This is a genomic window from Bengtsoniella intestinalis (genome assembly GCF_039719005.1).
Lineage (GTDB): Bacteria > Bacillota > Clostridia > Oscillospirales > Oscillospiraceae > Oscillibacter > Oscillibacter intestinalis.
This window is the reverse complement of the sequence record NZ_CP133584.1, coordinates 2215156-2235887: the sequence shown is the minus strand read 5'-3', so window position 1 is coordinate 2235887 and position 20732 is coordinate 2215156. Positions and strand designations below refer to the sequence as shown.

General features: G+C 50.8%; 17 protein-coding genes and 2 tRNA genes. 8 read left to right on the top strand and 11 right to left on the bottom strand.

Annotation, left to right across the window (positions count from 1 at the left end; genetic code table 11):
• Nucleotides 1-122: 122 nt before the first annotated feature.
• The 3 genes from RFF05_RS10735 to RFF05_RS10725 form a co-directional block, all read right to left on the bottom strand.
• A complete protein-coding gene (locus RFF05_RS10735; protein ID WP_409967089.1) occupies nt 123-1304 on the bottom strand; it encodes an acetyl-CoA C-acetyltransferase in 1182 nt (393 codons plus the stop codon).
• Nucleotides 1305-1619: 315 nt separating this feature from the next.
• Nucleotides 1620-5147, bottom strand: coding sequence for a transcription-repair coupling factor (gene mfd / locus RFF05_RS10730; protein ID WP_409967088.1), 3528 nt, complete (start codon nt 5145-5147; stop codon nt 1620-1622).
• Between the two features lie 136 nt (nt 5148-5283).
• Nucleotides 5284-6036 (bottom strand): exodeoxyribonuclease III, encoded by a 753-nt coding sequence (locus RFF05_RS10725; RefSeq protein ID WP_409967087.1) that lies wholly within the window; start codon nt 6034-6036, stop codon nt 5284-5286.
• Between the two features lie 215 nt (nt 6037-6251).
• On the opposite strand from RFF05_RS10725, the gene metG reads away from it, so the two are divergent.
• Together metG and RFF05_RS10715 are read left to right on the top strand one after the other, a co-directional pair.
• Nucleotides 6252-8225, top strand: a complete 1974-nt coding sequence (gene metG / locus RFF05_RS10720; protein ID WP_409967086.1) for a methionine--tRNA ligase — start codon at nt 6252-6254, stop codon at nt 8223-8225.
• 10 nt (nt 8226-8235) lie between these two features.
• On the top strand, nt 8236-8889 hold the full coding sequence (locus RFF05_RS10715) for an HAD family hydrolase (protein WP_409967085.1): 654 nt from the start codon (nt 8236-8238) through the stop codon (nt 8887-8889).
• Nucleotides 8890-8952: 63 nt separating this feature from the next.
• On the opposite strand, the gene gpmI is transcribed toward RFF05_RS10715, so the two are convergent.
• The 4 genes from gpmI to RFF05_RS10695 all read right to left on the bottom strand — a co-directional run bounded on the left by gpmI (nt 8953) and on the right by RFF05_RS10695 (nt 13336).
• A complete protein-coding gene (gene gpmI / locus RFF05_RS10710; RefSeq protein ID WP_409967084.1) occupies nt 8953-10467 on the bottom strand; it encodes a 2,3-bisphosphoglycerate-independent phosphoglycerate mutase in 1515 nt (504 codons plus the stop codon).
• 153 nt (nt 10468-10620) lie between these two features.
• On the bottom strand, nt 10621-11394 hold the full coding sequence (tpiA, locus tag RFF05_RS10705; protein ID WP_409967083.1) for a triose-phosphate isomerase: 774 nt from the start codon (nt 11392-11394) through the stop codon (nt 10621-10623).
• A 78-nt stretch (nt 11395-11472) separates the two neighbouring features.
• Nucleotides 11473-12666, bottom strand: coding sequence for a phosphoglycerate kinase (locus RFF05_RS10700; RefSeq protein WP_409967082.1), 1194 nt, complete (start codon nt 12664-12666; stop codon nt 11473-11475).
• Nucleotides 12667-12847: 181 nt separating this feature from the next.
• Nucleotides 12848-13336 (bottom strand): tRNA (cytidine(34)-2'-O)-methyltransferase, encoded by a 489-nt coding sequence (locus tag RFF05_RS10695; RefSeq protein ID WP_409967081.1) that lies wholly within the window; start codon nt 13334-13336, stop codon nt 12848-12850.
• 398 nt (nt 13337-13734) lie between these two features.
• On the opposite strand from RFF05_RS10695, the gene RFF05_RS10690 reads away from it, so the two are divergent.
• On the top strand, nt 13735-14694 hold the full coding sequence (locus RFF05_RS10690) for a ribose-phosphate pyrophosphokinase (RefSeq protein ID WP_409967080.1): 960 nt from the start codon (nt 13735-13737) through the stop codon (nt 14692-14694).
• A gap of 203 nt (nt 14695-14897) precedes the next feature.
• Nucleotides 14898-15485: an aminoacyl-tRNA hydrolase gene (pth, locus tag RFF05_RS10685; protein WP_409967079.1), complete on the top strand. Its 588-nt coding sequence runs from the start codon at nt 14898-14900 to the stop codon at nt 15483-15485.
• 119 nt (nt 15486-15604) lie between these two features.
• Here the strand turns inward: pth and RFF05_RS10680 are convergent, their stop codons facing one another.
• The 3 genes from RFF05_RS10680 to RFF05_RS10670 all read right to left on the bottom strand — a co-directional run bounded on the left by RFF05_RS10680 (nt 15605) and on the right by RFF05_RS10670 (nt 16988).
• Nucleotides 15605-16348, bottom strand: a complete 744-nt coding sequence (locus RFF05_RS10680) for an XRE family transcriptional regulator (protein ID WP_409967078.1) — start codon at nt 16346-16348, stop codon at nt 15605-15607.
• A 450-nt stretch (nt 16349-16798) separates the two neighbouring features.
• Nucleotides 16799-16883 (bottom strand) — tRNA-Tyr (locus tag RFF05_RS10675).
• Nucleotides 16884-16912: 29 nt separating this feature from the next.
• Nucleotides 16913-16988, bottom strand: a tRNA-Thr gene (locus RFF05_RS10670).
• 262 nt (nt 16989-17250) lie between these two features.
• Here RFF05_RS10670 and RFF05_RS10665 point away from each other — a divergent pair.
• The 3 genes from RFF05_RS10665 to RFF05_RS10655 all read left to right on the top strand — a co-directional run bounded on the left by RFF05_RS10665 (nt 17251) and on the right by RFF05_RS10655 (nt 18753).
• Nucleotides 17251-17487, top strand: coding sequence for a hypothetical protein (locus RFF05_RS10665; protein ID WP_409967077.1), 237 nt, complete (start codon nt 17251-17253; stop codon nt 17485-17487).
• Nucleotides 17465-17728, top strand: a complete 264-nt coding sequence (locus RFF05_RS10660; RefSeq protein ID WP_409967076.1) for a sigma-70 family RNA polymerase sigma factor — start codon at nt 17465-17467, stop codon at nt 17726-17728. Before RFF05_RS10665 ends, RFF05_RS10660 begins: the two co-directional genes overlap by 23 nt.
• A gap of 143 nt (nt 17729-17871) precedes the next feature.
• Nucleotides 17872-18753, top strand: coding sequence for a YitT family protein (locus tag RFF05_RS10655; protein ID WP_409967075.1), 882 nt, complete (start codon nt 17872-17874; stop codon nt 18751-18753).
• A gap of 54 nt (nt 18754-18807) precedes the next feature.
• Here the strand turns inward: RFF05_RS10655 and RFF05_RS10650 are convergent, their stop codons facing one another.
• Complete coding sequence (locus RFF05_RS10650) at nt 18808-19248, bottom strand: SpoVA/SpoVAEb family sporulation membrane protein (RefSeq protein ID WP_409967074.1); 441 nt, start codon at nt 19246-19248, stop codon at nt 18808-18810.
• Nucleotides 19249-19439: 191 nt separating this feature from the next.
• On the opposite strand from RFF05_RS10650, the gene hemW reads away from it, so the two are divergent.
• Nucleotides 19440-20654, top strand: a complete 1215-nt coding sequence (hemW, locus tag RFF05_RS10645; protein WP_409967073.1) for a radical SAM family heme chaperone HemW — start codon at nt 19440-19442, stop codon at nt 20652-20654.
• The last annotated feature ends 78 nt before the right edge of the window (nt 20655-20732 follow it).

Sequence of the window (20732 nt, the reverse complement as noted above, 5' to 3'; positions counted from 1 at the left end):
AGAATCCGCCCCTACGCTAGAAACAGTAAGCCCTGTTCTCTAGAGCGGTCGTCCATATGGATATACAAAAAGACACCGCTGTGCATGGCACAGCGGTGTCTTTTAAAGAATTTAGATAAATCTTAGCACTTTTCCACGATGACAGCAGTACCTTGACCGCCGCCGATGCACAAAGTAGCCAGACCCAGCTTTGCATCGTCACGCTTCTTCATTTCGTGAAGCAGGGTGACCATGATGCGAGCACCAGATGCGCCTACGGGGTGACCGATGGCGATTGCGCCGCCGTTGACGTTGACCTTGCTCATGTCGAACTTCAGGTCGCGAGCCACTGCCAGAGATTGGGCAGCAAATGCTTCGTTGGCTTCCACCAAGTCCATGTCTTCGATGGTCTTGCCAGCCTTTTTCAGAGCGGCCAAAGAAGCAGGCACAGGACCGTAACCCATGATGGAGGGATCCACGCCGCCTTGACCCCAGCCAATCAACTTAGCCATGGGCTTCAAGCCGTACTTTTCAACAGCTTCGCCAGAAGCCAAGATGATGGCAGCAGCGCCGTCGTTGATACCAGATGCGTTAGCAGCGGTGACCATGCCGTCTTTCTTGAAAGCAGGACGCAGCTTGGAAACGCCTTCGATGGTGACGCCAGCCTTGACATATTCGTCAGTTTTGAAGTCGACCATGTCGCGCTTGACCTTCACAGGCACAGCCACGATTTCGTCTTCGAATTTGCCAGCCTTTTGAGCAGCTTCTGCTTTGTTTTGAGAAGCCACAGCAAATGCGTCCAGTTCTTCACGGGTCAGGTTCCATTGTTCGCAGATGTTTTCTGCGGTGATGCCCATGTGATACTTGTTGAAAGCATCGGTCAAGCCGTCGTTAACCATGGTGTCCACCATTTTGGTGTCGCCCATGCGAGCGCCCCAACGAGCAGCAGGAGCAGCATAAGGAGCTTGGGACATAGATTCGGTACCACCGCACATGATGATTTCAGCATCGCCAGCCAAAATGGTACGAGCAGCTTCGATGACGGACTTCATGCCAGAACCGCACACCATACCCACGGTGTAAGCAGGAACTTCCTTGGGAATACCAGCGTTGATAGCAGCTTGACGTGCCACGTTTTGACCCAGAGCAGCGGTCAGCACACAACCAAACATGACTTCGTCGATTTGGTCAGCAGCAACGCCAGCGCGGTTCAGAACTTCCTTCATGACGATGGAGCCCATATCAGCGGCGCTCACGCCCTTCAAACTACCACCAAAAGAACCAACAGCGGTACGGCAACCGTTTACAATGTACAAATCTTTCATGTCATCCTCCAAATATTATACAAATTTTTATGAAAACCAAGGCTTCTACCTTTGTTTTCTGGGATATAAAGTGACGGCAAAACGGGTAAGACAACAATTGTTGTCTAACTGTTTTGTACTTACAAGTCTATTATAATGGGAAATGTGGCGATAGTCAATGATTTTTTGTCCATTTTTGAAATACTTGTTAAAAGTTTGACAACTAAGGCCCTAGTTTGTTATATTTCTGACAATATATTGGCAATTTTTCACAAATGTGTTGCGGGTAGGTCTTGACTAATTGCGGCTTGCGTAATATCGGTTCACGCATTTTATTTATTGCGCAACAATTGCTTCGGCGCTATTTCCGATGGCGGCACATAAATCCTCTGCCAATTCTAAGGCGATTTCCAAAATGTTTTCTTTGGGGCGCAAGGTCAGCACCAACACAGGACTGTCCCCAGCAGGCAACCGCAGGCGTTGGCGGTATTTTTTCATATTGCAAACTGCTAACACAGCATCCAGATGGAGCACAGCCAATTTCAAGTGCAATTGCCCTTCTTTTTGAGAAATTTCGCCAATGTCTCCGCGGCAACCAGCCCCGCGGAGCAAAGCCACATCCAGCAAGGCCAGCACCGATTTGGGGGCATCCCCATAGCGGTCTAACAGTTCGTCTAGCACTTCGCTGGCGTCGTCGTTTCCACGGATGCCAGCGATGCGGCGATACAAATCCATCCGCTGTTGACCGCTTTCCACATACCAATCGGGAATGTTGGCGTTGACGTTCAACTCCACCAAACATTCACTACTGGTGCTATTTTTCTCGCCTTTTTCTTCTAAAACGGCTTCTTCCAGCAGTTTTAAATACAAATCATACCCCACGCTCATAAGGTAGCCAGATTGTTCTGGCCCTAGCAGGTTGCCAGCCCCACGGATTTCTAAGTCACGCATGGCAATCTGGAACCCAGCCCCAAACTCCACATATTCTCGAATGGCGCTGAGACGACGGGCGGCAGTTTCTTCTAGCACCTTCCCCTTTTGGAAGGTCAAATAGGCATAGGCGCGACGAGAGGAACGACCAATACGCCCACGGAGTTGATGCAATTGCGCCAACCCCATACGGTCAGCATTTTCGATGATTAACGTATTGGCGTTGGGGATGTCGATTCCTGTTTCGATGATGGTGGTACACACAAACACTTGCGCCTCCCCCTCCACCATGGCTTGCATCACGGATGATAGTTCGGTTTCGCTCATTTTGCCGTGACCCATCACCACGCTGACGTCTTCACCCAACAGTTTTTGCAACCGCATGGCTGTCAGCGCCAAGGTTTCCACCCGATTGTGGAGGTAATACACCTGCCCACCACGGGCGATTTCACGGCGACAGGCGTCCGCGGCCATGTGCCAATCATGCTCAAGGACATAGGTTTGCACCACTTGGCGGTTGTGAGGTGGCTGTTCCAAGGTGCTCATATCGCGCAGGCCAGACATGGCCATATTCAACGTTCTGGGAATGGGTGTGGCAGACAGGGTCAACACGTCCACCTGACGGCTCATTTCTTTCAGGCGCTCCTTGTGGCTCACCCCAAAGCGCTGTTCTTCGTCAATGATTAAAAGCCCCAAATCTTTAAATTCTAAGGCCTTGCCCAACAGTTTGTGGGTGCCGATGAGAAAGTCAATGCGCCCATCTTTTAGAGCCTGCAAAATCCGTTTCACATCTTTGGGCTTGGTGTAACGGGAGAGGACTTCAATGGTCACAGGGAAACTGCGGAAACGGCTCATGGCGGTGGCGTAATGTTGTTGACACAGCACGGTGGTGGGGGCCAGCATGGCCACTTGTTTGCCGTCTAAAATGGCCTTCATCGCCCCACGGAAGGCAACTTCGGTCTTCCCAAAGCCCACGTCACCGCATAGCAATCTGTCCATAGGGCGTGGGGTTTCCATGTCGGCTTTAATTTGGGCGATGGCGGTGAGTTGGTCGTCGGTTTCGGCATAGTCGAAAGAGGCCTCGAACTCCTGTTGCCATGGGGAGTCAGGGGAAAAGGCAAAGCCGGGCTGGCGCTGGCGCTGGGCGTAGAGTTCAATCAAGCCCTTTGCCAAATCCTTGGCGGCAGACTTGGCTTTTAGCTTTTGTTTGCCCCATTCAGCGCCACCTAGACGGTGGAGTTTTGTGCGCTCTTTATCCTCACCGCCACCGATGTATTTGGACACGTTGTCCAGTTGGGTGGCTGGGACGTACAAGGCATCTCCACCAGCGTAATCGATTTTGATATAGTCTTTTTTCACCCCGTCGGTGAGCATAGGCTCCACCCCTACAAAGCGACCGATGCCGTGGTGAATATGCACCACCAAATCCCCATGGGTCAAGTCAGTGAAGACGTTGATTTTCTTGTGGCGAGGGTCTTTTTTCTGGCGGAATTTCTTTTGAGAAGGTGCCAGCAATTGTCCCTCTGTCAGCACAGCTAAATTTAGTTGTGGGTATTCACTGCCAGCGCTGAGAGCGCCGATGGCAATGCGAATTTCCCCTTCTGCGGGCAGACTGGTGCCGTTTAAATCCAGCGTGGCAGGAATGCCACGGTCTTGGAGCAGATGGTGGAGGTTGACCCCACGGACTTCGCCGCCGCAGAGCACCAGAATCCGACTTTTACGCTGACGATATTGCTCCATTTCCCCCACAGCCGTCTCCAAACTACCGCCGTAAGAAGACAGTTGCTGGGCTTGGATGCTCAGCAGTGCCTTGGGAGGATAGGGGTGGCGAGAGGTGGGCAAGGCATCTAGCATCACCAGAGGAAAGTCTTCCAGACGGGTTAAAAAATCCTGTCTGGGCAACGCAATTTGACCCCATTCCCCAGCCATGAACCCACTTTGTAGCAGCGGTTCAAGATCTTGGGTATGGAGTTGGTCGCCGTGTTCTAGGCGCTGGTCAATACGGGCGCTTTCGCTGAAAAACACCAGTGCGTCAGGGGGCAAATAGTCAATGGCGGTGGTCTGTTCTGGGTAAATTGCCGCCAGATAACGGTCCACACCGCTGGGGTGAATACCGTTTCGTAGTTCGGTTGCTTCGTTGCGGAGAGTTTGGACGAGAGCGGCACGTTTAGGTCGCTTGCACAGGCTTTCCGCCAAGGCTTCCATCTGCTGTGCCAAGCCGTCAATGCCTTTGTCTCCGCTGGCTAACAAAACTTCAGAGGCAGGCAAGATGAGGGCGGTGTTGATGTTTTCCATACGACGTTGGGTGGCTGGGTCAAAGGTGCCACAGGCATCCACGTCATTGTCGAAAAATTCGCACCGAATGGGACGCTCCATCATGGGGGAGAAAATATCTAAAATTCCACCCCGTAAGGCAAATTGCCCCACCCCTTCCACTTGGTCGCAACGGGTGTACCCAGCGGCCACCAATCGCTTTGGTAAGGTGTCCAACGGCAGACGATCCCCCACGGTGATGGTGAAGGCGCTGTCTTTGAGTAAGTCGGGCGACAAGGTGATCATGGTCAGGGCATCCACGGTGGTCACCACCACTTGAGGGGCGTCTTGGCTCAAGGCATAGAGGGTGGCGAGGCGATGGTGTTCCCACCCATGGGAGCTGGTGGCATGGGGGCGCAATTGCCAGTCGCGGCTGTGGAGCACCGTGGGTTCTATGCCATACAAGGTTTGCAAATCCCCTTGCAGGGCGCTCATGTCACCTTCGTCGGCACAGACAAACACCGCAGGGCGGTCACAACTGGTGGCGATGGTGGCACCGATGGAGGCTCGGTGTACCCCTTGCAAACCAGTCATGGCCACAGGGCACTCCCCCCGTTCCACATGGCTGATGACCTCTGCCACTTGGGGGAGGGTGGCAAGGGCGGATAACAAAGGCTTCATAAAAATTCCTTTCAGGATTTTTCAGCTAAGAGCTAATAACTAAAAGTGAATAGCTATCCGCCACGGGCGGGGATGAGAACGCATTCGTCGTCCTATCTCGCCGCAGCGACAGTTTTTCACTCTTAGTTTTTAGCCCTTAGTTTAATGTGACCGTCACAGGGCAGTGGTCACTGCCAAACACATCGGGCAAAATCCCTGCATCGGTAACCCGTTCCATCAATCGCTCAGACACTAAGAAATAGTCAATGCGCCACCCTGCGTTGTTTTTCCGTGCGTTGAAGCGGTAACTCCACCACGAATACGCCCCTTCAATATTGCCATTGATACGGCGGAAGGTATCGGCAAAGCCAGCGGCTAACAGCTCTGTCAGCTTGCCCCGTTCTTCGTCAGAAAAACCGGGATTTTTGCGGTTGGACTTGGGGTTTTTCAAGTCGATTTCTGTGTGCGCTACGTTTAAATCACCGCAGTAGACCACGGGTTTCACAGCGTCCAACTCTAATAAGTATGCACGCAGAGCGTCTTCCCATTCCATGCGGTAGTCCAGTCGTGCCAACTGGTCTTTGGAATTGGGGGTGTAGCAACAGACTAGATAGAAATCAGCGTATTCGGCGGTGATAATCCGTCCTTCGTGGCGGTGGATGTCGTCGCCAAAATCGTAGGTGACGGAAATGGGTTCTTCTTTGGTGAAAATGGCGGTGCCAGAGTAGCCAGCCTTGTCGGCGCTGTTCCAATAGCGATGGTAGCCAGCCAAGTCAAATTCCGCTTGTTCAGGCTTCATTTTGGTTTCTTGCAGGCAGATGACATCGGGATTGTGGTCAGCCATCGAGTCTAAAAAGCCTTTGGTCAAGCAAGCACGCAGGCCGTTGACGTTCCAAGAGAGTAGTTTCATAGTGGGGTTCTCCTTTGTTGTTTTACATTTACCCTTCCAGTATACCCCACCCCAAATTAAAAAACAATGGTATAAACAACACCAAACATAAATTTTCCAATCCTTCCATTGTAATTTTTACCGCTTTGTACTATAATAATAAGTAATGAGCAAAAATGAACCCATCATCACCGCTTTCTTTCATTCGGAAGGCGTTATATTAAGGAGAAAATCCCATGGAACAAGAAAAGTTTTATATCACCACCCCTATTTACTACCCCTCTGACAAGCTCCACATCGGTCACACCTACTGCACGGTAGCCACCGATGCCATGGCACGCTATAAGCGTTTGCGTGGCTATGACGTGATGTTTGTCACTGGTACTGACGAGCACGGTCAAAAAATCGAAGAAAAGGCCGCTGAAAAAGGGGTTTCCCCTCAAGCCTTCGTAGACGAAATTGTCAACGGTGACGGTGGCATCCAAGATTTGTGGAAGCTGATGGGTATTTCCCACGACCGCTTCATCCGCACCACCGACGATTATCACTGCGCCGCTGTGCAAAAGATTTTCAAGAAAATGTACGACAAGGGCGACATTTATAAGGGCGCTTACAAAGGCAAATATTGCACCCCTTGCGAGTCGTTCTGGACCGACAGCCAACTGGTGGACGGCAAATGCCCCGACTGCGGTCGTGAGGTGAAAGAAGCGGAAGAAGAAGCCTATTTCTTCCGTCTGAGCAAGTATGCCGACAAAATCCAAGACCTGCTGGAAAACACTGATTTCCTCCTGCCACGCTCTCGTGTCAACGAAATGGTGAACAACTTCATCAAGCCCGGTTTAGAAGATCTGTGCGTGTCTCGCACCACCTTTACTTGGGGCGTGCCTGTTGATTTTGACCCCGGTCATGTGGTGTATGTGTGGGTAGATGCCCTCTTTAACTACACCAATGCTCTTGGCTTTATGAATGAAAAATATAACGATTATGATAAGTATTGGCCTGCAGATGTCCACTTTGTGGGCAAAGAAATTGTCAGATTCCACTCTATCATCTGGCCTGCCATGCTGATGAGCATGGAAATGCCCCTGCCCAAGCAAGTCTACGGTCACGGCTGGTTGTTGCTGGACGGTGGCAAAATGTCCAAGTCTAAGGGCAACGTGGTAGACCCTGTTGTTCTGGCAGAGCGCTATAGTGCCGACGCTTTGCGGTATTTCTTATTGCGCGAATTCCCCTTCGGCACCGATGGGATGTTCTCCAACGAATTGCTGATTAACCGCATCAACGTGGACTTGGCTAACGACCTTGGCAACCTGCTTTCTCGCACCACTGCCATGGTGGAAAAATACTTCGGTGGCACCCTGCCTGAAGGCCAAGAAGCTGGCGCTGAAGACGAAGCGTTCTTGACCATGGTGGGGGAACTCACTGGCAAATACGAAGCCAACATGGAAAAATACGCCTTCCAATCTGCCCTCAGTGACGTGTTCACTGTGGTGGCTCGTGCCAACAAATATATCGACGAAACCGCACCTTGGGTATTGGCAAAAGACGAGGAAAAACTGCCCCGTCTGGCTCGTGTCATGTACAACCTGCTAGAAACCCTGCGCAAATGCGCCGTGTTGTTGACCCCCTTCATCCCCACCACCTGCCCCAAGATTTTCGACCAAATCGGTGCCAATGACACCGCCATCCAAACTTGGGACAGCCTGACCACTGGTGCCCTGTCTGCCACCACCACTGTCCACAAGGGCGATAGCATCTTCCCCCGCATCGATGCCGCCAAGGACTTGGCAGAGCTAGAAGCCATGGAAGAGGCAAAGCGCAAAGAAGCTGCTGCCGCCAACGCCACCGCGGAAGTGGAGCCTATGACCGAAGAAAATGTGGACTTTGACACCTTCTGCAAAAGCGATTTCCGTGCCGTGAAGGTGAAATCTTGCGAAGCCGTGAAAAAATCCAACAAACTGCTGAAGTTTATTCTAGACGACGGTACTGGCACCGACCGCCAAATCCTCTCTGGTATTGCCAAGTATTACACCCCTGAAGAATTGGTGGGCAAAACCTTGGTGGCCATCTGCAACCTGCCTCCTCGTAAAATGATGGGGCAAGAGTCTTGCGGTATGCTGATTTCTGCTGTTCACACCGTGGGTGAAGAAGAAAAATTGAACCTACTGATGGTCTCTGACGCCATTCCTGCTGGCGCCAAACTGTGCTAAGGAGCCGCTTATGAAACTGAAACAATTGCACCAAACCAGCGCCATCTTTGACATGGATGGCACCCTCATTGACTCTATGACCATGTGGGCCAACATCGGCACTGGCTACGTCCGCAGTCTGGGCTATGAACTGCCCCAAGACGTGGAAGATAAAATGCGTGTCATGAGCCTGTTGCCTGCTTGCACGTTGTGCGCCAAAGAGCTGAACATGACCCAAACGCCAGAGGAACTGGTGACTGGGATGTGGAATGCTGTGGGTAACTTTTATGAGCATGAAGTGGAGCTAAAGGCTGGCGTACTGGCCTATTTAGACAAACTGCAAGCCGCTGGCGTGGATCTGTATATCGCCACCGCCACCGACCGTCCCTTGGTGGAAAAAGCCGTGGCACGGACAGGGATTGGCGCTTATTTCAAGGGCATCATTACCTGCGCTGAGGCTGGCAAAGGCAAAAGTGACTCCAAGATTTTCTTAGATGCACTGGAACAAGTGGACGGGGATTTGTCCTCCACCGTGGTGTACGAGGACTCGTTGGTTGCCATTGAAACCGCCAAAGCCGCAGGCTTCCAAGTGGTGGGGATTTACGATGTCATCGCCGCCATGCACCAAACTCAAATTCAAGATTTAGTGGATGTGTACATCCAAGATTTCACAGAGTTGCTGTAACGAATATGCGAAAAAACACCGAGATAGGATGGTTCCTATCTCGGTGTTTTCAATTTAAAAAACTTATTTCACAATCAGACTCTTGCCAGTCATTTCTTCTGGGTAGGCCAAGCCTAGCACATCCAAAATGGTGGGGGCAATGTCTGCCAAACCGCCACCAGTGCGCAGCTCTGTGCCAGCACCGCAGAGGATGAAGGGCACAGGGTTGGTGGTGTGAGAGGTCAGAGGAGAGCCGTCGGTTTGCACCATTTGCTCTGCGTTGCCGTGGTCAGCGGTGATCATGGCGATGCCGCCCAGCTTCAAGGTTGCTTCCACCACACGACCCACGCAGGTGTCCACGGTTTCCACAGCCTTGATGGTTGCGTCCACAAAGCCAGTGTGACCAACCATGTCGCAGTTGGCGAAGTTGAGGATAATTACATCGTACTTTTCAGCTTCGATGCACTCCACGCAACGATCGCACACTTCTGCAGCGCTCATTTCGGGTTGCAAGTCATAAGTTGCCACCTTGGGAGACGCCACCAGCACACGGTCTTCCCCAGCAAAGGGTTCTTCACGACCGCCGTTGAAGAAGAAGGTGACATGGGCGTATTTTTCAGTTTCTGCAATGCGCAGTTGGGTCATGTTCATGTTGCTCAAATACTCACCCAAGCCGTTTGCCACGCTCAGACGAGGGAAGGCCACGTGGACATTGGGCATGGTGGCATCATATTCGGTGTTGCACACGTAGCACAGAGGGAACATTTGACGGGTGAACCCAGAGAAGTCAGGGTCAACCAAGGTGCGTGTGATTTCACGGGCACGGTCAGGGCGATAGTTGAAGAAAATCACGCTGTCGTTGTCAGAAATCACGCCTTCACGGTCGCACACAATGGGTTCCACAAATTCGTCGGTGACGCCAGCGTCATAAGATGCACGGATGGCGGCCACAGGGTCGGTTTTTTGGCGACCACGGCCGTAGACCATGGCGTCGTAAGCTTCTTCCACACGGTCCCAACGGTTGTCGCGGTCCATGGCATAGAAACGACCAGTGACAGTTGCCACTTTGCCAAGACCGAGTTCGTCAAATTTTGCCACAGTGTCAGCCATAACGTCAGCCCCAGAGGTAGGGGACACGTCACGACCATCCAAGAAGGCGTGGAGATAGACACGAGTAAGGCCTTTTTCCTTTGCCATTTTCACAATGGCGTGGAGGTGGGAGGTGTGAGAGTGGACGCCGCCATCAGACAGCAAGCCCATCACATGGAGGGCAGCGTTGTTGGCGATGCAGTTGTCCATAGCTTTGAGGTACGCAGGATTTTCAAAAATACTGCCGTCAGCAATGGCCTTGGAAATGCGAGGTAGATCTTGGAACACCACTCGGCCTGCGCCAATGTTGGTGTGACCCACTTCGCTATTGCCCATTTGTCCGTCAGGTAGACCCACGTCAAACCCAGAGCAAAGAAGCTCGGTGTGGGCGTGTTCTGCCAACAAAGCGTCTAACACAGGGGTGTTGGCGGCAGAGACGGCGTTGCCTACAGTGGACTTATGGAAGGCAAGGCCATCCATAATAATGAGAATTGTTGGTGTTTTATTCATGCAGATTTATACCTCGAATTTTTTAGATAATAATAAAGATGAGTCGCAAACAAAGACGTAAAATTGTGTGGTCGTACCACGACATCATTTTTTGATGCGTCGCCAACGGCGACACCACACTTTTTCACTATTCCTTATTCACTTTTACTTTATTTAGTCTTGGTTGGCGGCGTTGATGATGGCCACAAATTGTTCGGGCTTCAAGGAAGCGCCGCCGATGAGGCCGCCGTCGATGTCGGGTTGTGCCAACAGTTCTTGGGCGTTGGTGGGGTTCATAGAGCCGCCGTATTGGATGGTGACGCTACGAGCCACACGGGCGCCGTACAAGGAACGGATGGTTGCACGAATCAAGGTGCACACTTCGCCAGCTTGTTCGCTGGTGGCAGTTTTGCCAGTGCCGATAGCCCAGATGGGTTCGTAAGCCACGATGACACGGCGCATTTTTTCTGCAGGCACACCAGCCAGAGCGGCCTTGACTTGTAGGGCAATCCATTCGTTGGTGACGCCCATTTCACGTTGTGCCAGAGATTCGCCTACGCACACGATGGGGGTGATGCCAGCTTCCAAAGCGGCCAGTGCCTTCTTGTTGACGATTTCGTCGGTTTCGCCAAAGTATTCACGGCGTTCGCTGTGACCCACGATGGCATACTTGATGGACAAATCTTTAAGCATTTCAGCAGAAATTTCCCCAGTGTAAGCGCCCTTTGCTTCGTAGTACACGTTTTCAGCACCAACGGCAATGCGCAGGTCTTTGAACGCACGGGTAGCGGCTTGCAGGTTACAAGCGGGGACGCAAATCAAAGTGTCGCACCACTTGGCGCGGGGCATAACTTTTTTCATTTCTTCTGCAAATTTCTTGGTTTCGGAAGCGGTCATGTTCATCTTCCAGTTACCAGCGATGACAGTTTTACGATAACGACGATTCATAGTGATAAATCTCCCTTTTCTGTTTTTATTGTAATTTTTATACCATAGGGAGGCGACGCCTCCCTATGGGTGATTTATTTATTTGTCTTGCAAGCAAGCCACGCCGGGCAGTTCAATGCCTTCCAAGAATTCCAGAGAAGCGCCACCGCCGGTGGAAATGTGGGTCATCTTGTCAGCGTAGCCCAGTTGTTCTACAGCAGCTGCGCTGTCGCCGCCGCCGATGATGGTCACAGCGTCAGAGTCAGCCAGAGCCTTGGCCATGGTACGGGTACCACCAGCGTAAGCGTCGAATTCGAACACGCCCATGGGGCCGTTCCAAACCACGGTGCCAGCAGATTTCACAGCGGCGGCAAAAGCCTCAGCGGTGACAGGGCCGATGTCCAGACCCATCATGTCGTCGGGGATGGCCATGGTGGACACAGTGTGAGGTGCGGAGTCGGGCGCGAAGTTTTCGGTGGCCAGAGTGTCGGTGGGCAGCAGGAAGTTAACGCCCTTGGCCTTTGCCTTGGCAATCATTTCCAGTGCGTAGTCTTGCTTGTCAGCTTCTAGCAGGCTGGTGCCGATGGTGCCACCTTGTGCCTTGGCAAAGGTGTAAGCCATGCCGCCGCCGATGATGATGGTGTCGGCCTTTTCCAGCAGGTTGTTGATGACGCCGATTTTGTCGGAGACTTTTGCACCGCCCAAAACAGCCACGAAGGGACGCTTAGGAGCATCCAGTGCGCCGCCTAAGAAGTTCAGTTCCTTGCCAACCAAGAAGCCAGACACGGCAGGTAGATAGGCAGCCACACCAGTGGTGGAGGCGTGGGCGCGGTGCACAGAGCCGAAGGCATCGGAGACGTAAATTTCTGCCATGGAAGCCAATTCCTTGGACAGAGCTTCGTCGTTTTTGGTTTCGCCAGCTTCAAAACGGGTGTTTTCCAGCAGCATGATTTGACCGCCTTGCAGGGCAGCGGCCTTGGCTTTGGCGTCAGCGCCAACAGTGTCGGTGGCGAAGGCCACGTCCATGCCCAGCAGTTCGCCCAAGCGAACAGCCACAGGTGCCAAAGACAGAGCAGGCACCACTTGACCCTTGGGTTTACCCAAGTGAGAGCAAGCGATGATGGCGGCGCCTTGTTCCAACAGGTATTGGATGGTGGGCAGAGCGGCTACGATGCGCTTGTCGCTGGTGATTTCACCGGTGGCCTTGTCTTGGGGTACGTTGAAGTCGCAACGGAGCAGAATCTTCTTGCCCTTGCAGTCGATGTCTAGTACAGTTTTCTTGTTGTAATTCATGTGGGAAATTCCTCCGAAAAATGTTTTAAATTTTATCAATTACCCTTGTTAAAGGGGGAATTACGAGATTGGTGTTACGATGGAACGACGGGCGACCACAGGTCGCCCCCTACGATGCGCTTTTGTGTAGGGGCGACCTGTGGTCGCCCGCAATGTGCGCAAATTGTAAATGGGGCACACGTCACTCCGCCATTTCGCCAGTGCCTTTTAACCCTTGGAACCCTGTTTGTCGCAAGGCTTCGTAGGTGAACACGGCCACGGCGTTAGAAAGGTTTAGGCTGCGGTACTCTGGGTGCATGGGCAGACGGACGCAACGGTGGTAATTGGCGATGCGGAAATCCTCTGGCAGACCAGCGGATTCTTTACCAAAGAAAATGTAGCAATCGTCTTGGTAGGCCACCTCTTGATAACTGTGGGGCGCTTTGGTGGTAGCCAGCCACGCGTTCTCTTGGGCTTGGGGATTGCGAGAAAAAAAGTCCTCTAGGTTTTCATATTCCGTCACATTCAAATGAGACCAATAATCCAGCCCAGCCCGTTTCACCTCTTTGGCAGAGATGGAAAAACCCATGGGGTGAATCAGATGAAGGGCAGAGCCTGTTGCTACACAGGTGCGGCCAATGTTCCCACAATTTTGTGGGATTTCGGGTTCGAGTAAAACAATGTTAATCATAAAAAGGTGTTCGGTTCCTTCCCTTTGATTCTGTCTATATTGTAATCCATTACCTACGTAATTACAACTCCGAAATTGTAAAAATAAGCATTTTTTGCTGAAATGACAACAAAGGCAGGCCAAATTCGATGATATTGCCAAAAAAATGGCACGTAACGAAAGAAAAACAGACGTAAAAAAGACTTTTTAAGTAATTGTGCACACATTGCCCTAAAAACTTAACAAAAAGTTTTCCGCTTTTTATGTCTTGAACACTAGCTTTTTTATGTATCTTTGATATAATGGACATATCAAAAAGGCGGAGATGCCGCTCGCGTTCAGCTCCGCTACAACCCGAGTCAATGGCAAGGGCTTTTTTAATTCACGTTTTTGATATTAAGAAAAGAGGATAACACAACATGATTTCTCATGGTAAGGACATCAAAATTTTCACTGGTAACGCCAATCCTGAATTGGCCAAAGAAATTTGCAAATTCATCGGTATTAAATTAGGCGAATGCGAAGTAGGTACCTTCTCTGATGGCGAAATTTTTGTCTCCCTGTTTGAAACTGTCCGTGGCAGCGACGTGTTCATCGTCCAACCCACTTGTAACGAAGTCAACAACAACTTGATGGAACTGCTGATTATGATTGATGCTTGCAAGCGTGCATCCGCTGGTCGTATCACCGCTGTCATGCCCTATTATGGCTATGCCCGTCAAGACCGCAAGGCCAAGGCCCGTGACCCCATCACTGCTAAGTTGGTTGCCAATATGCTCACCGCCGCTGGCGCTGACCGTGTGCTGACCATGGACTTGCACGCCTCCCAAATCCAAGGCTTCTTCGACATTCCTGTGGACAATCTGATGGGCAACCCCATTTTCGTGGACTACTATGCCAAGAAATTTGGTGGTGCTTGCGAAGATATGGTGGTGGTGTCTCCCGACGTTGGCTCTGTGGCTCGTGCCCGTGCCTTCGCCCAAAAGCTACACATGAACCTTGCCATTGTGGACAAACGCCGCCAAAAGGCCAACTCCTGCGAAGTGATGAACATCATCGGCGACGTGGATGGCAAAGACTGTATCATTTTTGACGACATGGTGGATACTGGCGGATCTTTGTGCAACGCTGCCAAGGCTGTCATCGAAGTGGGCGGCGCTAAGAGCGTCCACGCTTGTGCATCCCATGGCGTGCTCTCTGGCCCTGCCATTGAACGCTTGAACAACAGCGTCATCACCGAGCTGGCTATTTTGGACACCATCCCTCACATTGCCGACGGCCTCAGCGACAAGGTGCGCTATCTGGGCGTGGCACCGATGTTCTCCGAAGCCATCGAACGCATTTACCAAGAAATCTCTGTGTCTAAGCTGTTTAGATAAATAAAATACGGTAGGAAGGCAATGCCTTCCTACCGTATTTTAAACTAAAAACTAAGGGCTAAAAGTGAAAAACTATCCCCTGCACCCCAGGGTGTCCTCTTTTGTCCAATGGACAATTCACCTTGATGTGCCATCCCCGCTCGTGGCGGATAGTTTTTCACTATTCACTATTAGCGCTTAGTTTGACCGAAGGGAGTATACCTATGTTTCAAAAATCAACAGGTGCTGTGGATTGGATGATTGTGGGTCTGGGCAACCCCGGTGCCAAATACGAAAAAACCCGTCACAACATGGGTTTTTTAACGGTGGATTTACTGGCGGAACAGTTGGGGGTCAAGCTCAACAAGGTGAAGTTTAAATCTGCCCATAACATTGTCCGCTTTGGGGGGCAAAAGGTGTTGGTGATGAAGCCTCAAACCTACATGAACCTCTCTGGCGAAGCAGTGGGGGAAGCGGCACGGTTTTATAAGGTACCACCAGAGAACATCATTATTATCTATGATGATATTTCCCTCCCTGTGGGGAAGTTGCGGCTCCGTGCCACTGGTAGTGCTGGCGGTCACAACGGCATCAAGAGCATCATTGCCCATCTGGGCACCCAAACCTTCCCCCGTATTAAAATCGGCGTGGGCGCCCCAGCAGGGGCTGGTCAAGAGCAGGTGGACTGGGTCATCGGTGTGCCATCTCAAGCTGAGCGAAAAACGCTACTGGAACAATTTGAACGCGCCGTCAAAGCCAGCGATTGCATCATCCAAGACGGCATAGAAAAAGCCATGAGCCAATATTATTGATAAACACAAAAAAACGTAGGGAACGGTCTTGACCGTTCCGCCCCCATAGCATGATTTGCACGGGTAAGCGGAACGGTCAAGACCGTTCCCTACAGTTTGTGGTGGAATACTACATCCCCTCACATCCCCGCCACAGGAGGTGGGTTCATCATCACCCGACCAAAGCAGGTAAATGAGCGTTCGCTGCCAGAGGGCAGTGCCACGTCCGCATCACTGCGGTTGCGGTTGAGACTGAGCAAATACACTGTGCCAGAGCTGTCGGCATGGTATTGTTTGCAGAACATATCTCCATCCACCCAGAAGATGCCGATGTCGCCATCACGCAGAGGGTCACGGTTGACATAGACCACGCTGCCATCGGTGATATAGGGCTCCATAGAGTCCCCTTGGATGCGCACAGCAAATTCCGCAGCAGGGGGTACGTTATCTCTCACGCTGAGATACTCAAAGTCGGTGTTAAACACGGGTGCCACATAGCCAGCGGCGGCAGGGAATTGGTACAATGGGATTTCCCGTACAGGTGCGCCAGAGGGCAGAGCCTCTTGTTGTGATTGCCACAGAGCGTCAATCAGGTTGCGCACCAGATCTTTGTTGCTGGGGGAAAGGGGACGAAATTGCTCCATCATTTGCCGTTCGCTGTGGGTCATGACCCCTTCGCCGCCTTGAAAGCTATCTTTATAGAGTTCATTGGGCTGAATTTGCAAACAATCAAACAATCTGAGCATTACCTTTTCTGAAGGGAAATTGATGCTGTTTTCATAGTTGCCAATGGCGGAAATAGAAACACCCAATGATTGAGCCACGTCTGAGCGAGACAGACCCAATTCTTTGCGACGATCTCGAATTTGTGTGCCAAAATCCATGAAAAACCCTCCTTAATATAGTATATATTCTTATAGAATATATACTATTCCATTATCACTAGCATGTCAACCAAAAAATAACAGGAATCTTGTGATTTTCTATTGACATAACAGTAATGGTGTGATACTATAGCATTGTTAACAGGAATGCTGTTATTTTTGAAGGAAGCCAGAGAGGATGGATTGTTTACAGGGTAATTTCAGATGCACTTTGCAAGGTGTATGCAAAAATGTAGGGGCGGATTCTATATCCGCCCACATCGGAAAGCTCCCTATAAACGGGCGGATCCGCCCCTACGGGGTGCAAGCGTTTTTTGTGGGGGTGAGACTTGCTTTGAGTGTTTTCAATTCACGGCGGACAGGGATGGAACCCCGTCCCTACAATAACACGATACCCTCAAGTCTCATGAAATAAAAAAATAGCACCATCCATTTGGATGATACTATTTTTGGTGGGGGAAGGTGGATTCGAACCACCGAAGTCGTAGACAACAGATTTACAGTCTGCCCCATTTGGCCGCTCTGGAATTCCCCCGTATTAAATTGTGTTGGCTTTCGAAAAAGTGGAGCTGGTGGACGGACTCGAACCCCCGACCTGCTGATTACAAATCAGCTGCTCTACCAACTGAGCTACACCAGCAGTTCCAACAGCAGAATTTATTCTATCAGAGAGATGGCGATTTGTCAACAGGTTTTTTGAAAAAAATTATTTTTTTTTGAGAAGGAGAAAAAATCATGGAAAAAACCCTGATATCACAGTGTTCTTTGTGCCACTGCGACATTCCCCAATGGGACCCATATTGGTATTGTAACGGGACAACTATCTGTCAAGACTGTTTTGACCAGTATGCCAAGGGAGAATTCAGACCGTATCAATGCGTGGCAGAAGGGAGGGAGCACCCATGACCATGGAAGAACTCAGCGAAGAATACGCCCAAAGCGCCCGAATCGTATACCACCGTATGCGAGAATTGCGCCGCAAGGAGATGTGCAGTAAGTCGTCGGAAGAGCGTGGCCATTTGCGTCGTCGTATCTTGGCGCTACAGCCACTGTATCGAGATGCCAGAGAAATCAGTACCATCACCAAACATTATTATCACACAAGGAGCAAAGCCAATGAACCAACTACAAAAGATTGAAACCTATTCCCGTCCACCTGTGTCGCATTTGAAGCGCAGCTTGCGCCAAGCCAGATCTCAGCTCTTGACCCCACGCCAACAAGAGATGATGCGCCTGTATTACGATGAAAATCAAACCATGCCCCAGATTGCCCAACAGCTCGGGGTGAACCCGTCCACGGTGTCGCGCACCATCGCCCGTGCCAAGGTGCGTTTACAGCGCCATCTCCAATATGGCTACACCCCACCAGAAGAGGAATGAGTAGGAAAAAAATGGTCACAGAAATTTAATCTATTTTTCTATTGACTTTTGCGCGTAGGCTCGTATAATACAGGAAGAATGAGCCTGCCCAAATGGGGCAAGCTAAACTGTATTATACGGAGCCAACGGCTCAAGGAGGCATTATGATTCAAACTGCGTATCATAATAAGTGGTTGAAATATTTGCTCATGGTCATCGGTAGCGTGATTTGTGCGTCTGGTGTGTGTTTTTTCATTGTGCCTATGGGGCTGTATAACGGCGGTATTCTGGGCTTCTGCCAGCTAATCCGTACGGGATTGTTGCATTTTGGCATGGATTTTGGCACCACTGATATTGCTGGTATCTTATATTATATGGCCAACGTGCCTGTGTTCATTTACTGTTATCGAAAGCTTGGGTTTAAAATTGTTATCAACTCCCTGCTGGTGACCACGGTGTATACCTTGGCCTATTCCATCATTCCAGTGCCCACTACCCCAATTGTTGAAGATATGCTCACCTCTTGTATTTTGGGCGGTTTGCTGGCTGGTGTTGGGGCTGGGCTTTATTTGACCAGTGGTGCCACTGGTGGCGGTATTGACTTGATTGCCTTGATGCTGGCCAAAGCTGGGAGCAATATGTCTGTGGGTAAGTTTGCCATTCTCATCAATATGGTGCTCTATGGCATTTGTCTGTTGGTGTTCGAGCCAGCCATTGCCATTTATTCTGTGATTTATTCCTTTGTTACCTCCATTGTCCTTGACCGTTTGCACCAGCAAAATGTCACCATGCAGGCCATGGTCTTTACGCGTAGTGATGAAGAGGCGCTCTCTAAAGCCATTATGGAAAAGGTGTATCGTGGGGTGACCCATTGGGAAGGCGTGGGTGCCTATACCAATGACCAAATGCACGTGCTGTGCATCTGCCTGTCTAAATACGAGATTGAAACCCTAGAGCGTGTTGTCCGAGAAGCGGACCCCAACGCCTTTATCATCGTCCAAGAAGGCGTCCACGTGGTGGGCAATTACGTGAAAAAGATTGGGTAAATATAAAACTAAGAGCTAAGAGTGAATAGTGAAAAACTATCGCCCCCGCCGTTCTCAGGTATTCGCTAGCATTAGAATGATGCCATACACCGCGCTGGCTGTGGTGCCGTATACCAACACTGGCCCTGCTACGGCGAACAGCTTGCTCCCCAGCCCTGTGACCCAGCCTTCGCTTTTAAAATCTAGCCCAGCTGATACCACGGCATTGGCAAAGCCTGTGATGGGCACCAATGAGCCTGCCCCTCCAAAGCGTCCTACGTGGCTGTAGAGCCCCGATCCTGTCAGTAGGGCAGAGAGTGTCATCAGCGTCACCGACGCCATGGAGGAGGCAATCTGCGCCTCTAAGCCCCATTGGGTGTAGGCGCTGATGATTCCTTGCCCCAAGGTGCAAATCAGACCGCCTGTCACAAAGGCGCGCAGTAGATTGCGGCCCAGAGGCGATGGTTGGGCCTTTGCTTTGACATAGGCTTGGTATTGCTTCGGTGTCATATCCATGGAAACGACCCCCTTTCATGGGGGTTATTCTATGTGAAAATTCCCGATTTATACAAGGCGGCTTGGCGTGAAAAAATTACGCAAATCTGGATGCTAGGCCCCGCGCAAGGACAGGAGAGATGCTAAAATCTTCATTTTGTATGGAGGTTTTTCAAAGCTATTTGTGCCATAAGCACAGAATGGAGATTTTTATGAAATCAACCCACCCCACCCCTATGTTGGGGCTGTATATCCACATTCCCTTTTGCAAGCGCAAATGTGACTACTGCGATTTTTATTCTGTGGCAGAAGACGGTGCCTTGATGGATCGATACATCACCGCCCTGTGCGCCCATTTGAAGGAAACCGCCCCCTTTGCCAAACATCACGTGGTGGACACGGTGTATGTAGGCGGAGGCACCCCCACTTTATTAGGCGCCAAGCGGCTGGTGGTGGTGCTTAAAACCGTGCAAAAATACTATGCCTTGTCAAAAGATGTGGAAATTACCATAGAGGCAAACCCTGATTCTGCGCAAGACTTTCGTATGCTTCGTAGCCTGCGCCGTGCTGGTTGTAACCGTATTTCACTTGGGATGCAGTCTGCCCACGATAGCGAGCTGGAGGCCGTAGGACGGATTCACACCATGGCACAGGTCACCACGGCAGTGGAGGCCATCCGTAAGGCAAAAATCAAGAATCTTTCTCTAGATTTAATCTACGGCCTGCCAAACCAAACCCCAGACCAGTGGCAACAATCCTTGGCGGCGGCTGTGGCGTTAAAACCCCAACACCTGTCTTGCTATGGCTTAAAACTGGAGGAAAACACCCCCCTGTTTAACCGTCGCGACACCTTGACGCTGCCTGATGAAGAGGTGCAAGCCAAGCTGTATTTAGACACCGTGTCTTATTTGGCGGCGGCAGGCTATGGGCAATACGAAATCTCCAACTTCGCCCAAGAGAGCCATCGTTCTCGCCACAACATGAAGTATTGGACGCTAGGGGAATACGCAGGCTTTGGCCCCAGTGCCCACAGTGACTTTGGTGACGTGCGCTATGGCTATGTCCGTGACATTGAGGGCTATATCCAAGGGGTGCTGGGGGATGGAGATTTTGTCAGCGAAACCACCCACTTAACCGAAAGTGACCGCGATACCGAGTATTTGATGCTGGGGTTACGAACGGTGGAAGGCATTGATGGCAAGGTGTTTGAACGGCGGTTCCGCCGTAATTTCAATTGTTTTCTACCCTTTTTAACCCAGTGTAACGAGGCTGGCTATGTGGTGGAAGACCAAGGCCGTTGGTATTTGACGCCCCAAGGGTTTTTGGTGTCTAATCAAATTATCGGCGGTTTGTTAGACGTGCTTTCTGAGGATAAGCTTCGCCGTGCTGATGCCAAGGCGCGGGGGGATTACCGCATCATTCCCTAAAAATGGGTAAATTACTGTAAAAAACTGCCAAATAATATGAAAAACCCTTCCTTTGTTAAAAAAGTTTTACCCTTCGAC